This window comes from Pseudarthrobacter sp. HLT1-3 (assembly GCF_059383535.1).
In genome coordinates this window covers 78,928-91,808 of sequence record NZ_JBWZCJ010000012.1, presented here as the reverse complement: position 1 = coordinate 91,808, position 12,881 = coordinate 78,928, and the positions used below count along the sequence as shown (strand labels likewise).

Below are 12,881 nucleotides of genomic sequence, written 5' to 3'. Positions count from 1 at the left end.
CAAGTTGAATCCAGACTGACAGGTCTAGGCCGGTGTTTCCACCTGATGTGTTTCACACAACATTTGTGAACGGGTTGCCCTAGTGCTTGAGGTTCATCTTCTGGAGGATGGTCGCGGCCATTTCCTCCACTGAGACGCTGGCCGAGTTCAGGTACGGGATCCCGTGCGAGACGTATAGCCGTTCGGCGCTGCGGAGCTCGAAGCCGCACTGCCGCAGCGAGGCGTAGGGCGAGCCGCGGCGGCGTTCGGTGCGGACCTGGCTTAGGCGCAGCGGATTGGTGGTCAGGCCGAAACACTTCGACACGAACGGCCGCAGCGGCTTGGGGAGTCCTTCCCGTTCGAAGTCCTCGTCCACGAGCGGGAAGTTGGCGGCGAAGATGCCGTGCTGCAGCGCCAGGTACATGGTGGTGGGCGTTTTGCCGCAGCGGGACGGGGCCACCAGGATGACCTGGGCCTTTTCGAGCGCACGCAGGCTCTGGCCGTCGTCGTGCTCCATGGCATATTCGACGGCGGCCATCCGCGACTGGTAGCGGGCGGCGTTGCCCAGGCCGTGGGCCCTGCCGGGTTCCCCGCTGGCCTGTGTGCCCAGGGCGCTTTCCAGCAGCCCGACGTGGGTGCCGATGAGATCCACGATGATCCCCTTGCAGGTGCCCAGGGTCTGGCGGATGTCGCTGCTGACGGCCGTGGAAAAGACGATCGGCTGCAGGCCGGTGGCTGCCAGATTGTCGATCACCTTCACGACGGCGCGGGCCTGGTCGACGGTGGTGATGAAAGGGACGGTGATGCGGTCAAAATCGTTCGCGGGGAACTGCGTCAGCAAGGTGTTGCCGAGCGTTTCTGCGGTGATGCCCGTACTGTCCGAAAGGAAGTAGACCGGGCGGGGAGCGTCATTGGTCATGAACGCATTGTGCACCAGTGCGGGCCGCCCTTCCTTCCGTGACGCACCTGCCGCGCGCCCGGCGCTGGCAGGGCCCTCGACTGCCGCGTGCCCGGGGCAGGCTGCGCGACCAGGAGTAGGCTGTGTCCCACGTCACTAAAGGAGCCCGAATGAGCTACAAATACCGGACCGTCAGAGTCCGCGGCACGGACCTGGTTGGTACGATTGCCCGCCGGCACGGGGGTGCGCCCGAAATCTACGAAACTTCGAAGGACCCGAGCACTTCAGTCGTTCCGGTGTTCTTTCCGGACACCGGAGAGATCCGTTTCTTCGACCGGTCCGTCCTTGAGGACGTGGTGAGCCCGGCCGACTAGAGGATTCCTGGAGCGGGCACAGACTGGCAGATCCGGGTCCGACCAACCACAGGAAAACAAAATTTTCAAGTCAAATGGCGCCTATTGCCCGTCTGGGATTCGCCGTTTACTCTTGCGTTGGGATCTGGCCCGGGCATCTTTCTGGGGAGAGACCATTTCGGTGTTCCGATCGAGCCGGATTCCGCAACGGCTGGCTCCATGGTCTCAAAACGATGGAGCCAGCTGGCAGGAATTCCCGGTCCCCACGGAGCACTGCACCCAGACCCCGTTCGGACAAAGCAAAGGCCCCGTCTCCCTTGATATGCAAAAGGGAACCTGGGGCCTTGCTGTTTCGCTGTGATGGCGGGATTCGCATCCCGCGCCCTGATGCGCGATTTCGCGCACTCTCAGGGCCCGAATTGGCTGGGCGTAGGGTGGAGTTCAGACGATAGGAGCACTTCATGAAGAAAATCCTCATGGTACTGACCAGCGTTTCCGAGATCGGCGATACCGGAGAGAAGACCGGCTACAACGTGGCCGAGGCGGCACATCCCTGGAAGGTCTTCAAGGATTCCGGGCATTTCGTCGACTTCGCGTCCATCCAGGGCGGCCAGCCCCCGCGCGACGAAGTGGACTCAGAAGATCCCATCCAGGTCGCCTTCACGGAGGACGAGACCACGCGCGCCGGCCTCTACAACACTGCCCGCGTCGACGTCGTTGATCCCGACCAGTACGACGCCGTCTTCCTCGTGGGAGGCCACGGCACCATGTGGGACTTCCCGGACAGCGAAGGCTTGCAGAAGCTGGTGGCCAGCGTCTATAACGCCGGCGGCGTGGTGGGCGCTGTCTGCCACGGGCCGGCCGGACTGCTGAACGTCGAGTTGGCCAACGGCTTTCGGCTGGTCGAGGGCCGGAAGGTGGCCGCCTTCACCAACGACGAGGAGGTTGCCGCAGGGAAGGACAAGGTCATCCCGTTCTTTTTGGCGGACCGGCTTGAGGAACAGGGCGCGACCCACGTCTCCGCTGATGTCTTTGAGGAGAAGGTCGTGGTTGACGACCGGCTGGTGACCGGCCAGAACCCGGCGTCAGCCGCCGGCGTGGCCAAGGAGATGGAGAAGCTCCTGGCAGAGGTCATCCACCAGGAAAAAGCCGAGGAACTGCACGAGACTGAGGCTCTGCGCGCCGAGAAGGACGCCGAGAAGACCGCCAAGAAGGCTGCTGCGGCAGGCACCGAGCACTAACGCCCGCGGCGCACTGAAACTGGCGGCCGCCAGTCGGTGTACATGCGCCGGCAACCACACTGTCTAACAAAGCAAAACCCCCGCTTCCCTTCGTTTCAAAGGGAAGCGGGGGTTTTGCCACGTGGCGGTGACGGTGGGATTTGAACCCACGTTGGCTTTCACCAAACAACATTTCGAGTGTTGCACCTTCGGCCGCTCGGACACGTCACCAACCTGAATAGGCTACCGGAGCAATGCGCCCAACCCCAAAACGGACTAGATTCGACAGCAAGATGACTACCTCGGACAAGCAACCAGCACAGCACAGCACAGCGACCGCCTATTGGACCGTCGGCCCCGAGAAGGGGGAACTCCGGCGCGGGGACCTGCCTGCCCCGGGCCCGGGCGAGGCGCTGGTCCGCAGCCTCTACTCCGGCATCAGCAAAGGCACCGAACTGGTGGTGCACAACGCCCGTGTCCCGGAATGCATGGCTCAGGAAATGGCCGCCCCGAACCAGGAGGGCACCTTCCCTTCGCCGGTGAAGTTCGGCTACCTCTCCGTCGGTACCGTCGAGGACGGCCCGGCGGAGTGGCTGGGCAAGACGGTGTTTTGCCTGTACCCGCACCAGGACCGCTACGTCGTCCCGGTGGAGTCCCTCACCGTGGTTCCCGACGGGGTTCCGGCCCGCCGCGCCGTGCTGACCGGCACCGTCGAGACCGCGATCAACGGCATCTGGGAGGCCGGGCCCCGCCTCGGCGACCGCGTCACCGTGATCGGCGCCGGCCTGGTCGGCGGCATGGTCGCCAAGCTCCTCAGCACCTTTCCGCTCGGACGACTGCAGCTGGTCGACGTCGACCCGGCCAAGCAGGCCTTTGCCGAAGCCCTCGGCGTCGAGTTCAGCCATCCCGAGGACGCGCTGCCCGACTGCGATATCGTGATCCATTGCTCCGCCTCGGAGGCCGGTCTGGAGCGTGCCCTGCAACTTGCGGGGGACGACGGTGAGGTGATCGAGATGTCCTGGTATGCCGACCGGAAGGTGACCCTGCCGCTCGGCGAAGACTTCCACGCCCGCCGGCTGTCGATCCGGGCCAGCCAGGTCGGCGTGGTGGCCCGCTCGCGCCGGCACCGCCGCACGAACGCCGACCGGCTGCGGCTCGCCGTCTCGCTGTTGAGAGATCCCGGCTACGACGTGTTCCTCACCGGCTCTTCCGCGTTCGAGGATGTGCCCGACGTCGTCCAGCAGCTCTCCGACGGGACCCTTGAGGCGCTCTGCCACGTCATCGAATACCCGGCCGGTGAAGCCCCTGTCCGGAAAAACCCCGCGACCGAACCAGCCCCTACAGAAGCCACGAGGTAAACCAGTGTTCAGCCTGACCGTCCGCCGCAACTTCATGATCGCCCACAGCCTTCCGCGCCCCGCCTTCGGCCCCGCCCAGGGGATGCACGGCGCCACCTTCGTCACGGAAGTGACCTTCCGCCGACGAACCCTGAACGAGGACTCGATTGTCCTGGACATCGGCGAGGCTGGCGAGGTGCTGGATTCGATCCTCGAGGGCCTGAACTTCAAGAACCTCGACGAGCACCCGGACTTTGCGGGCCGGCTTAGCACCACCGAGGCGCTGGCCCAGTATGTCGCCGACGCCGTGGCGGCCCGAATCCGTCCCGGCGCAGACGGACGCGAACTGGCCGGGCTGGACGTCACCCTGCGCGAAACCCCCGACGCCTGGGCCAGCTACTCGCTCGACTTTGAGGCCAGCTAGGACTCTGGTGACAGCCAGGAACAGGGTGCGGCCGGACGGTCTCCGCGTCCGATTCGTGGTGCCCGGCAACGTGCGTCACAACTCGGGCGGCAACGTCTACAACGCCGCGCTCGCCCGGGAGCTCGCCGTCCTGGGCGTGGAGGTGAAGACCTGCCCGCTCGACGGCGGCTGGCCGGTTGGCAGCGCGGAGGACCGGCAGCGGCTGGGAGCCCTTTTATGTAGTGACGGGGCCGACTTCACTGCCGACGGCTCCAACGACGGCGACGATGAAAATGCCAACAATGCCAACGGGGATTCCGACGACGTCCGCGGCGCCCGCCCCCGCCGCACCGTCACCCTCATTGACGGGCTGCTCGGCTGCGGGGCTCCGGAGCAACTCGCGGCCGCCGCGGCCATCGGGCGTCCCGCCTGGATCCTGCTCCACATGCCGCTGGACGACACCGGACAGGAGGAAACCAGTCTGGAACGCCGGGCCCTGCGGGCGGCAGCCGGGGTGATCTGCACCAGCGGCTCTGCCGCGGCGCGGATCCGGGCCCGGCATGGGACGGACGGTCTGCGGGTCGCCCCGCCCGGTACCGACGCCGCTGCGCTGGCCTTCGGGTCCGAGCCGCCGCATTTCCTCGCCGTGGCCGCCCTGCTGCCCAACAAGGACCAGCTGCTGCTGCTCGGAGCACTGTCAGCCCTGCTGGATCTGCCCTGGACCGCTTCCCTGATCGGCTCGGACACCGCGGACCCGCGCTACGCCGCACTGGTCCGCGACACGGCGAAGCAGTTGGGGCTGCACGATCGGCTCCGGATCCCGGGGGAGCTGCGAGGCGGGGCGCTTGAGGCGGAATGGGCTGCGGCGGACCTCAGCCTGCTCATCTCGCAGGCCGAGACTTTCGGGCTCGTGGTCACGGAGTCGATTGCGCGGGGAGTGCCCGTGATCGTCCGGGCCGGCACCGGCGCCGTCGAAGCGCTCGCTGCCGGCGCCGCCGTGCCGGCGCTTTCCGCAGGAACGCCGCCAGCGGCCACGCCCCCCGCGCCGACGCCCCACGCAGCCGCCCTGCCGGGGACAGCCGTCACCCTGCCGGGGACAGCCGTCACCCTCGACGAGGACCCGGCTCCGCTCGCCCAGGTGCTGCGGCGCTGGCTGGGCGACCCCGGGGTCCGCACCCGCTGGCGGGCCGCTGCGATGGACGCCCGCGGCCGGCTTCCCGGCTGGAATACCACCGCCCGAACCGTGCTGGAGGCCCTGAACCCGGAACGCCCGGCGGGGCCCCCGCCGGCTGCCCCGCAGGAAAAGCCTCCCGTGGAAGATTCCCCTGCCGAGCCGGCTGGTGGACAATGACCCCATGACGCCCCTGCCACTGACCACGCAGACCCGGACCGCGAAAACTCCAGCGGCCCGGACCCTCACTCCGGAGCGGCTCCGCGCCTGGGCCTGGCACAAACAGGGCCTGGACGGTTCACTGGCCGGCTGCACCTCGGAGCAGGTCTTGGCCCGGGCGGGTTGGGCGCGCTCCATTGGCGGCGCCAACCCCTACCTCACGCTCTTCGCCCGCGCCGGCATCCGCCGCGAACAAGTGGACGCCGACGTCCTGGCGCACCGGATCCTCGAACTCCCGACAGCCCGCGGCTGCACCTACGTCCTGGGCCGGGACGACTTCGCCTGGGCGCTGCAGCTCGGGCGGGACGCCGCCGAGGCCACCTTCAAGGTGCTCGGCAGGCTCGGCGTCGACCGCGGCGAACTCACCCTGCTGGAGGAGCAGGTGCTGCACACGCTCGCCGAGGCAGGCGTCCCGCTGGACCCGAGGCAGCTCAAGGAGGAACTTGGCGACTCCGTGCGGAACCTCGGCGAGGAAGGCAAGAGGAAGGGCGCCAGCACCACCCTCCCCGCGGCCCTGGGCATCCTGCAGGCGCAGGGCCGGATCCGCCGGGTCCCGGCCAACGGCCGCCTCGACCTGCAGCGCTACGCCTACGAGCTCTGGAACCTCCGGCCGAGCCCGCTCGACGACGAGGAAACCCGCGCCGAGCTGGTCCGCCGCTACCTGGCCTGGACCGGAGGAGCGACCTTCAAACAGTCGCAGTGGTTTACGGCCTTCACCGTGGTCCAGAGCAAGGCGGCGCTGGCTGCGGCCGGCGCGGTGGAGGTTGCCACCGCCGCCGGGGACATGCTGTGGATGCTGCCCGACGACGTCGACCAGCTCGCCACGTTCCAGGAACCGGCCGGCGAACAGATCCAACTGCTGGCCGGCACGGACTCACTCGCGCTGCTGCGGCGGAACGCCGCGGACCTGCTGGCCGAGGAGGACCAGCACACCAAGGCCATTGGCTCGCTGGCGCTGCAGGCGGACCTCCCGGACCATCCCATCTTCGACCGGGGCCGGATCATCGGGCTGTGGCAGTACGATCCCGGCAGGGAACGGATCGTGCCTTGGGTGTTCCACGCCCCCACGCCTGCTGTGACCCGGCGGATCGCCGAAGTCGAGGAGTGGATCCGCGAGGACCTGGGAGACTTCCGCGCCTTCAGCCTCGACTCACCGGCCACCCGGCAAAAGCGGATCGACGCCCTGGCGGCCTCCGCCGCGGCCTCCGCGGCCGGCCGGTAGCACGGCTCGGAGCCTCCGGGGACTCGCGATGGCGGCCAGGATTCAGAGTTCAGTTGCCGCGGTGACCGGCGAAAAAGTCCCGAAGCAGCTCCGCACACTCGTGCTCGCGGATCCCGCCATACACTTCCACCCAGTGGTTGAGCCGGCGCTCGCGGAGGATGTCGAACACGGAACCGGCGGCGCCTGCCTTCTCGTCCCAGGCCCCGAACACAACCCGCGGGATCCGGGCCAGCACCACGGCCCCGGCGCACATGGCGCAGGGCTCGAGCGTCACCACCAGGGTGCAGTCCTCCAGACGCCAACCGGCACCGGCCATTCCGCCCTGCGCGCTGCGTTCCTGCAGCCGGGCGGCCGCCGCGCGGATGGCCACCATCTCAGCGTGTGCCGTCGGATCCCCGAGCGCCTCGCGTTCGTTGCGTCCGCTGCCGAGCACGGTGCCGTCCGGACCGATGACGACGGCGCCGATCGGCACGTCGGCCGTGGCCAGCGCGGCACGCGCCTCGGTGAGGGCAAGGCCCATCCATTCGGCATGGCGGGGCTCGGGGCAAGTCATGGCTCAATGATAGTTTCGATGCTAAGCAAGCTGTGCAGCCCGGCTGCCAGCACCAACATTCGGGAGCAACCGTGAACAACGGGACAGTGGGCTGGATAACGCACCGTTGGGGCAAGTGGGTGGTGCCGTATGCGGCGCTGTGGGCCACGATGCTCGTGGGCGGCGCGGTGGTGCTGATGCTGGCGCTGGTAAGTGCCGAGGTCTATAACGACGTCGTGGACGAGGCCGGCCTGGCCAGCCTGGACAAGCCCACCCTGGGGTTTATGGAACAGCTCCGCAGCCCCGGCCTGGACGCGTTCGTCACGGGTTTCACCAACATCGGGGGCGGGATTGGGATGCCCATCCTGGGCAGTCTCCTGACCGCGTGGCTGATCTGGACCAGCCGGACCTGGCGGCCGCTGATCCTGATCGGCGGTGCCGCGGCGGTCTCCGTGACCGCGACGTCCGTGGGCAAGACGCTGATCGGCCGGACCCGTCCGGACCACGCCGACGCCGTCCCGCCCTACGAAAGTTCGCCGTCGTTCCCTAGCGGCCACACGCTCAACACCACGGTGGTAATCGGACTTGTGGTGTACCTCGCCTGTCTGCAGATTGAACACACCCTGGCCCGTGTCGGCCTGATCGCGGCGGGGGCGGCCTTCATCTTCGCAATGGGCATGAGCAGGGTCTATTTGGGCCACCACTGGATGACCGATGTGATCATCGGATGGGTGCTGGGGCTGGCCTGGGTCGGGATCGTGATCATGGCCCACCGGTTCTTCCACGCCCTGCGGCACCGCGAGGACGCCGGACCCGCCCCGACTTTTGACAACTCTGTCCACCTGCGCGACGGCGCCGCCGGCAGCGGTTCTCCAGAGGAAGCGAACGACGTCGGCGCCCGCGGCCCCACGGGCGGGCCCCCGTCCGCCGGGTGATAGTTTTGACCCATGCGCACTCTCGTTGTGGACCACCCGCTGGTCGCCCATAAGCTCACCGTTCTACGGGACAAGAACACCCCCTCCCCGGTTTTCCGCCAGCTCACCGAGGAACTTGTGACGCTCCTGGCGTATGAGGCAACCCGCGAAGTCCGCACCGAACCGGTGACCATCGAGACCCCGGTCAGCACGACCATCGGCACCGCGTTCACCAAGCCCACGCCGCTGGTCGTCCCCATCCTGCGCGCCGGGCTCGGCATGCTCGAGGGCATGACCAAGCTGGTCCCCACGGCCGAGGTCGGCTTCCTGGGGATGGCCCGCGACGAAGAGACCCTGGATATCATCACGTATGCCGAGCGGCTCCCCGAGGACCTCACCGACCGGCAGATCTTCGTCCTGGACCCCATGCTTGCCACCGGCGGCACGCTGCGCGAGGCCATCAAGTTCCTCTTCAAGCGCGGCGCCTCCGACGTCACCTGCATCTGCCTGCTCGCGGCCCCGGAAGGCCTGGCAAAGCTGGAGGAAGAGCTCTCCGACGCCAACGTGACGATCGTGCTCGCCTCGATCGATGAGAAGCTCAACGAAAAGTCCTACATCGTCCCGGGCCTGGGCGATGCCGGCGACCGCCTCTACGGCGTGGCCGGCTAAGCCAGCCGCCCGACGCGAACCTGCCCGCGGCGGGTTCCACGGGCTTGAGATTTCCCTTTCCCGGCGAGACCCTGCGGGACTAGCCTGAGCGTCATGGACTGGAAACTCGAACTCGTCTTTGTCCCGGTGTCCGATGTGGACCGCGCCAAGGATTTCTACGTCAACAAGGTGGGCTTCAACGCCGACTATGACGAGCGGCCGATGGACGGCATCCGCTTCGTCCAGCTGACCCCGCCCGGCTCAGCCTGCTCGATCGCCATCGGCGAGGGCCTCAATGATGCGCCGCCGGGCACCGCCCCCAGCCTGCAGCTGGTGGTCAGCGACATCGCGGCAGCCCACCAACAGCTCAAGGACAACGGTGTGGAGGTCAGCGGCATCGACGTCCAGGACTGGGGGCACTTCGTTTATTTCGCCGATCCCGACGGCAACAAGTGGGCAGTGCAGTACATCCCCAACCGCCCGGGCGGCTGATCCGCAGCGCTGCTTAGTACCAGTTGTTGGCGTAGTGGAAGTTCAGGGCCCCGCATGGGGAGCCGTAGCGATCCTGCACGTACTGCAGGCCCCAGTTGATCTGCGTGCGGTAGTTGGTCCGGTAGTCCGCCCCGGCGCTGGCCATCTTCTCGGCGGGCAGGGACTGGACCACGCCGTAGGCGCCGCTGCTCGGGTTGGTGGCAGTGGTCTCCCAGTCCGACTCCTTGGTCCAGAGCTTCATCAGGCAGGGCATCTGGCTGGCGGCCCAGCCGTAGGAACCCAGCTGGCTGGCCGCGTAAGCCTGGGCTCCGGCAGGGTCATTGACGGCGACAGGAGCAGGAGCTGGTGCGGGTGCGGGCTCCGGAGCCGGAGCGGCGGCCGGAGCCGGTGCAGGGGCCGGTGCAGCTGCCGGGGCGGGTACTTCAGCTTGCTGAACCGGCGCTGCCGGGGCGGCGGCGGTTCCGGTCGGGATTACGGCCTGGTTGGCAACCCGGACGCGTTCAAAATCGAGGTGCGTCAACGGATCCGCCGTCGTGGCTGGTTGCGTGGAACTGCCCGCGCTGGTGTTGCGGGCGCCGGTCTCGGACGCCTGGCCTGCGGCGCCGGCCCCCACGAGGACCGCGCAGGCCGCAACCACAACCGCCGCCCGGCGGCCGGTGGAGCCGACATTGCCGGCAATCCGGGACAGGGCCGACGCGGGCTTGGCTGGTTCCGCGCGGTGGCTCGCCGGTTTGGAGCGGGTGGTGTTCTCGGCGCCGTCAGGGCGCGGTTGTGCGTTGAAGTCGGTCATAATCGCCTCTCAACGCCTGCGGAGTTAGCTGTCGGGTTCGGGTGAGGTCACCCGGCCGCACGGAATTTCACGTGTCGGCTTCACCCCAAGGGCGGAAGATGCAAATGCCCGGGAACTCTGGGTCCCCCGCCTCTGCCTGGTCCAGCGGAATCCGGTAGGCGGCAGAGCTTGGCGTGCGCCCGGATATGCGGCCCTAGTGATGGCCGCACCCTAAAAACCGTACAGGACCTGGGCGGCTAAGTCACATTTCAATAACGGAGATCACGACGGCGGCGTGGCGTCTTGCGCCCCTGCCGCTGTCCGGCTAGCCGCAGGCGTCGGGGGAGTTGCCGGCAGCCGCACAGTGAATTCCGTCCGTCCGGGCCGCGACGCGACGCTGACAGTTCCGCCATGGGCCGCAATGATTGACTGCACGATGGACAGGCCCAGCCCGCTGGTTCCCTCGGCGGCCGCGCTGGTGAGAGCGGCGGCGGCCCCGGAAGCAGAAGGCAGACGCGGGGGGTGAAGCGGAGGGTGCGGAAAGGGCCGCCGCCCGTGTGCCGCCGCCGCAACGGGCACCGGATTCTTCCGGGAAGCGTCAGCGCGCGTAAAACGCGCAAAGACCCGGTCCACAAATTCCGGGGCGATTCCGGGCCCGTTGTCCGTCACTGTCACCACGGCACTACCGTCCGGGGTGAGCTTCACGCCGGTCACGACCGTTGTGCCGGGACCGGTGTGCTTCCGCGCGTTGGAGAGCAGGTTGGCCAACACCTGGTGCAGCTGGGTCGCGTCGCCCCGGACCACCACCGGCTCCTCCGGGAGCTCCAGCTGCCAGACCCGGTCAGGGGCCATGACCTTCTCATCACTCACTGTTTCGATGGCCAGCTGGGTCAGGTCCACCTCGCTGAGCTTGAGCGGCTGGCCCTCATCCAGCCGCGCGAGCAGGAGCAGGTCCTCCACCAGGGTGGTCATCCGTTCGGACTGGCTTTGCACCCGGGCGAGGGACTTCTCGCCGTCGGGCGTGAAGTGTTCGGTCATCCGCATCAGCTCGGTGTAGCCGCGGATGGCGGTCAAGGGCGTGCGCAGCTCATGCGAGGCGTCCGCCACGAACTGGCGGACTTTCATCTCGCTGTTCTGCCGGGCCTCCAGCGCGTTGGAGACGTTGTCCAGCATCAGGTTCAAGGCATGGCCGACGCTGCCCACCTCGGTTCCGGGATGCGCCGCGGACGCCGGAACCCGCATGGCCAGTCCCACCTCGCCGGCATCAAGCGGCAGCCGGGACACCTGGGTCGCAACCTCGGACAGCTGGTCCAGCGGCTTCATGGTCCGGCGGATCAGCGCAGTGCCGGCCAGACCGATCACGACGAGGCCGCCTGCAGAAACAAGCACCATGGTCCAGACCAGGGAGGCCAGCGTGTTTTGTTTTTCTGCGAGCGGCAGCCCGGTGACAATTACGTCGCCGTTTGGTGACTCGGCTGCAACCAGCCGGTAGGCTCCGGCGGAAAGGGTCCGGTCCACCGGATCGCTGCGGGGGCTGAGTCCAAGGAGAACCTCGTCGTCTTCCTCGGTAAGGGACTTCCGGGTGGCGTCCTCGCCCAGGAAACCCGCGCTGCGGACTGAATCTTCATCGATCCGGGCATTCAGGGTGCCGATTCCCTGGCCCCGCGCTTCAAGAGGATCTGTGCGGCCGCCGGCGCGGCCAAAATCGCGGGCACGGTCCTCTGCCTGCTGCAACTGCTTGTCGAGCTGCCTGGTCAGGAAGAGGTCCATCGAGGCATAACTGACGACGCCGACGGCACCGCAGATCGCCACGAGCAGGGCCATGGCGACCAGGACCAGCCGGGTGCGCAGGTGCCAGGTGGAGGGGTTGCGCCAGATGAACCCGGAGGGGCGAATCTGGCCGAAGCGTTCGGGCACGGATCAGTCCGCCGGCTTCAGGACATAGCCCGCGCCGCGCACGGTGTGGATCATGGGCGGGTGGTTGGCATCGACCTTCTTGCGGAGGTAGGAGATGTAGAGCTCCACGATGTTTGCCTGCCCGCCAAAGTCGTAGTCCCAGACCCGGTCCAGGATTTGGGCCTTGCTGACAACGCGTTTCGGGTTCTCCATCAGGTAGCGCAGCAGCTCGAACTGGGTGGCCGTGAGATGGAGTTCTTCACCGGCGCGCCGGACTTCCCTGGTGTCGATGTTCAGGATGAGATCCCCGACGACGAGTTCGGCGGTATCCATCGCGGCCACCCCGGAGCGCTGGACGAGCCGGTGCAGCCGCAGCAGCACTTCCTCCATGCTGAACGGCTTGGTCACGTAGTCGTCCCCGCCGGCTGCCAGTCCCGTGATCCGGTCCTGGACGGCGTCTTTGGCTGTCAGAAACAACGCCGGGACCTCCGGCGCGAAGGCGCGGATCCTGCCGAGCAGCTCCACGCCGTCGAACCCCGGAAGCATCACATCGAGCACTAACACATCGGGACGAAAATCCTTGGCCAGCTTCACTGCTTCGGGGCCGTCGGCGGCGACGGCAACCGACCAGCCCGCCATTCGCAGGCCCATGCTCATCAGCTCGGAAAGACTCGGTTCATCGTCCACGACCAGGGCGCGGATGGGGGACCCGTCCGGATGGGTGAGCTGGGGAAGATTGTTCGTCATGGAGTGCGAAGTGGCCATGGGACAACTCTCCGATCTGCCGGTTAGGCGCGGCTTTGGGGATCCTGTGCGGCACCTGTGAAT

At 67.5% G+C, this 12,881-nt stretch carries 14 protein-coding genes, 1 tRNA gene and 1 riboswitch; of the genes, 9 read left to right on the top strand and 6 right to left on the bottom strand.

Going from position 1 to position 12,881, the window contains the following annotated elements; all coding sequences use genetic code 11:
- Window positions 1-79: 79 nt before the first annotated feature.
- Window positions 80-898 carry a pyruvate, water dikinase regulatory protein gene (locus AC50X9_RS12155; RefSeq protein ID WP_494893933.1) on the bottom strand — a complete coding sequence of 273 codons (819 nt, stop codon included), beginning with the start codon at window positions 896-898 and terminating at the stop codon, window positions 80-82.
- A 149-nt stretch (window positions 899-1,047) separates the two neighbouring features.
- On the opposite strand from AC50X9_RS12155, the gene AC50X9_RS12150 reads away from it, so the two are divergent.
- On the top strand, window positions 1,048-1,251 hold the full coding sequence (locus AC50X9_RS12150; protein WP_494893931.1) for a hypothetical protein: 204 nt from the start codon (window positions 1,048-1,050) through the stop codon (window positions 1,249-1,251).
- Window positions 1,252-1,691: 440 nt separating this feature from the next.
- Window positions 1,692-2,471 carry a type 1 glutamine amidotransferase domain-containing protein gene (locus AC50X9_RS12145; protein ID WP_494893929.1) on the top strand — a complete coding sequence of 260 codons (780 nt, stop codon included), beginning with the start codon at window positions 1,692-1,694 and terminating at the stop codon, window positions 2,469-2,471.
- A gap of 122 nt (window positions 2,472-2,593) precedes the next feature.
- On the opposite strand, the gene AC50X9_RS12140 is transcribed toward AC50X9_RS12145, so the two are convergent.
- A tRNA-Ser gene (locus tag AC50X9_RS12140) sits at window positions 2,594-2,681 on the bottom strand.
- A gap of 62 nt (window positions 2,682-2,743) precedes the next feature.
- Between AC50X9_RS12140 and AC50X9_RS12135 the strand changes: the two genes are divergently transcribed.
- The 4 genes from AC50X9_RS12135 to AC50X9_RS12120 are packed head-to-tail and all read left to right on the top strand — an operon-like array spanning window position 2,744 to window position 6,802.
- Window positions 2,744-3,808 (top strand): zinc-dependent alcohol dehydrogenase, encoded by a 1,065-nt coding sequence (locus AC50X9_RS12135; protein WP_494893927.1) that lies wholly within the window; start codon window positions 2,744-2,746, stop codon window positions 3,806-3,808.
- A 4-nt stretch (window positions 3,809-3,812) separates the two neighbouring features.
- Window positions 3,813-4,211: a 6-pyruvoyl trahydropterin synthase family protein gene (locus AC50X9_RS12130; protein WP_494893925.1), complete on the top strand. Its 399-nt coding sequence runs from the start codon at window positions 3,813-3,815 to the stop codon at window positions 4,209-4,211.
- 7 nt (window positions 4,212-4,218) lie between these two features.
- Window positions 4,219-5,541, top strand: coding sequence for a glycosyltransferase (locus AC50X9_RS12125; protein WP_494893923.1), 1,323 nt, complete (start codon window positions 4,219-4,221; stop codon window positions 5,539-5,541).
- A 4-nt stretch (window positions 5,542-5,545) separates the two neighbouring features.
- Window positions 5,546-6,802: a DNA glycosylase AlkZ-like family protein gene (locus AC50X9_RS12120; protein WP_494893921.1), complete on the top strand. Its 1,257-nt coding sequence runs from the start codon at window positions 5,546-5,548 to the stop codon at window positions 6,800-6,802.
- Between the two features lie 49 nt (window positions 6,803-6,851).
- Here AC50X9_RS12120 and AC50X9_RS12115 read toward each other — a convergent pair whose 3' ends face one another.
- Window positions 6,852-7,355 (bottom strand): nucleoside deaminase, encoded by a 504-nt coding sequence (locus tag AC50X9_RS12115; RefSeq protein ID WP_494893920.1) that lies wholly within the window; start codon window positions 7,353-7,355, stop codon window positions 6,852-6,854.
- Between the two features lie 71 nt (window positions 7,356-7,426).
- Between AC50X9_RS12115 and AC50X9_RS12110 the strand changes: the two genes are divergently transcribed.
- The 3 genes from AC50X9_RS12110 (at window position 7,427) to AC50X9_RS12100 (ending at window position 9,388) form a co-directional block, all read left to right on the top strand.
- A complete protein-coding gene (locus tag AC50X9_RS12110) occupies window positions 7,427-8,269 on the top strand; it encodes a phosphatase PAP2 family protein (RefSeq protein WP_494893918.1) in 843 nt (280 codons plus the stop codon).
- 12 nt (window positions 8,270-8,281) lie between these two features.
- Complete coding sequence (upp, locus tag AC50X9_RS12105; RefSeq protein WP_494893916.1) at window positions 8,282-8,917, top strand: uracil phosphoribosyltransferase; 636 nt, start codon at window positions 8,282-8,284, stop codon at window positions 8,915-8,917.
- 93 nt (window positions 8,918-9,010) lie between these two features.
- Window positions 9,011-9,388: a glyoxalase superfamily protein gene (locus AC50X9_RS12100; protein WP_494893914.1), complete on the top strand. Its 378-nt coding sequence runs from the start codon at window positions 9,011-9,013 to the stop codon at window positions 9,386-9,388.
- Between the two features lie 13 nt (window positions 9,389-9,401).
- Here the strand turns inward: AC50X9_RS12100 and AC50X9_RS12095 are convergent, their stop codons facing one another.
- The 3 genes from AC50X9_RS12095 to AC50X9_RS12085 form a co-directional block, all read right to left on the bottom strand.
- Window positions 9,402-10,178: an aggregation-promoting factor C-terminal-like domain-containing protein gene (locus tag AC50X9_RS12095; protein ID WP_494893912.1), complete on the bottom strand. Its 777-nt coding sequence runs from the start codon at window positions 10,176-10,178 to the stop codon at window positions 9,402-9,404.
- A riboswitch (cyclic di-AMP (ydaO/yuaA leader) is annotated at window positions 10,177-10,335 on the bottom strand. (Overlaps the previous gene by 2 nt.)
- A gap of 104 nt (window positions 10,336-10,439) precedes the next feature.
- Complete coding sequence (locus tag AC50X9_RS12090; RefSeq protein ID WP_494893910.1) at window positions 10,440-12,074, bottom strand: sensor histidine kinase; 1,635 nt, start codon at window positions 12,072-12,074, stop codon at window positions 10,440-10,442.
- A gap of 3 nt (window positions 12,075-12,077) precedes the next feature.
- Window positions 12,078-12,818, bottom strand: a complete 741-nt coding sequence (locus AC50X9_RS12085; protein ID WP_494893908.1) for a response regulator transcription factor — start codon at window positions 12,816-12,818, stop codon at window positions 12,078-12,080.
- Window positions 12,819-12,881 lie beyond the last annotated feature (63 nt).

Coding starts and splice junctions, on each gene's coding strand:
- AC50X9_RS12155 (WP_494893933.1), bottom strand. CDS start 898: ATGACCAATGACGCTCCCCGCCCGGTCTACTTCCTTTCGGACAGTACG.
- AC50X9_RS12150 (WP_494893931.1), top strand. CDS start 1,048: ATGAGCTACAAATACCGGACCGTCAGAGTCCGCGGCACGGACCTGGTT.
- AC50X9_RS12145 (WP_494893929.1), top strand. CDS start 1,692: ATGAAGAAAATCCTCATGGTACTGACCAGCGTTTCCGAGATCGGCGAT.
- AC50X9_RS12135 (WP_494893927.1), top strand. CDS start 2,744: ATGACTACCTCGGACAAGCAACCAGCACAGCACAGCACAGCGACCGCC.
- AC50X9_RS12120 (WP_494893921.1), top strand. CDS start 5,546: ATGACGCCCCTGCCACTGACCACGCAGACCCGGACCGCGAAAACTCCA.
- AC50X9_RS12115 (WP_494893920.1), bottom strand. CDS start 7,355: ATGACTTGCCCCGAGCCCCGCCATGCCGAATGGATGGGCCTTGCCCTC.
- upp (WP_494893916.1), top strand. CDS start 8,282: ATGCGCACTCTCGTTGTGGACCACCCGCTGGTCGCCCATAAGCTCACC.
- AC50X9_RS12100 (WP_494893914.1), top strand. CDS start 9,011: ATGGACTGGAAACTCGAACTCGTCTTTGTCCCGGTGTCCGATGTGGAC.
- AC50X9_RS12095 (WP_494893912.1), bottom strand. CDS start 10,178: ATGACCGACTTCAACGCACAACCGCGCCCTGACGGCGCCGAGAACACC.
- AC50X9_RS12085 (WP_494893908.1), bottom strand. CDS start 12,818: ATGGCCACTTCGCACTCCATGACGAACAATCTTCCCCAGCTCACCCAT.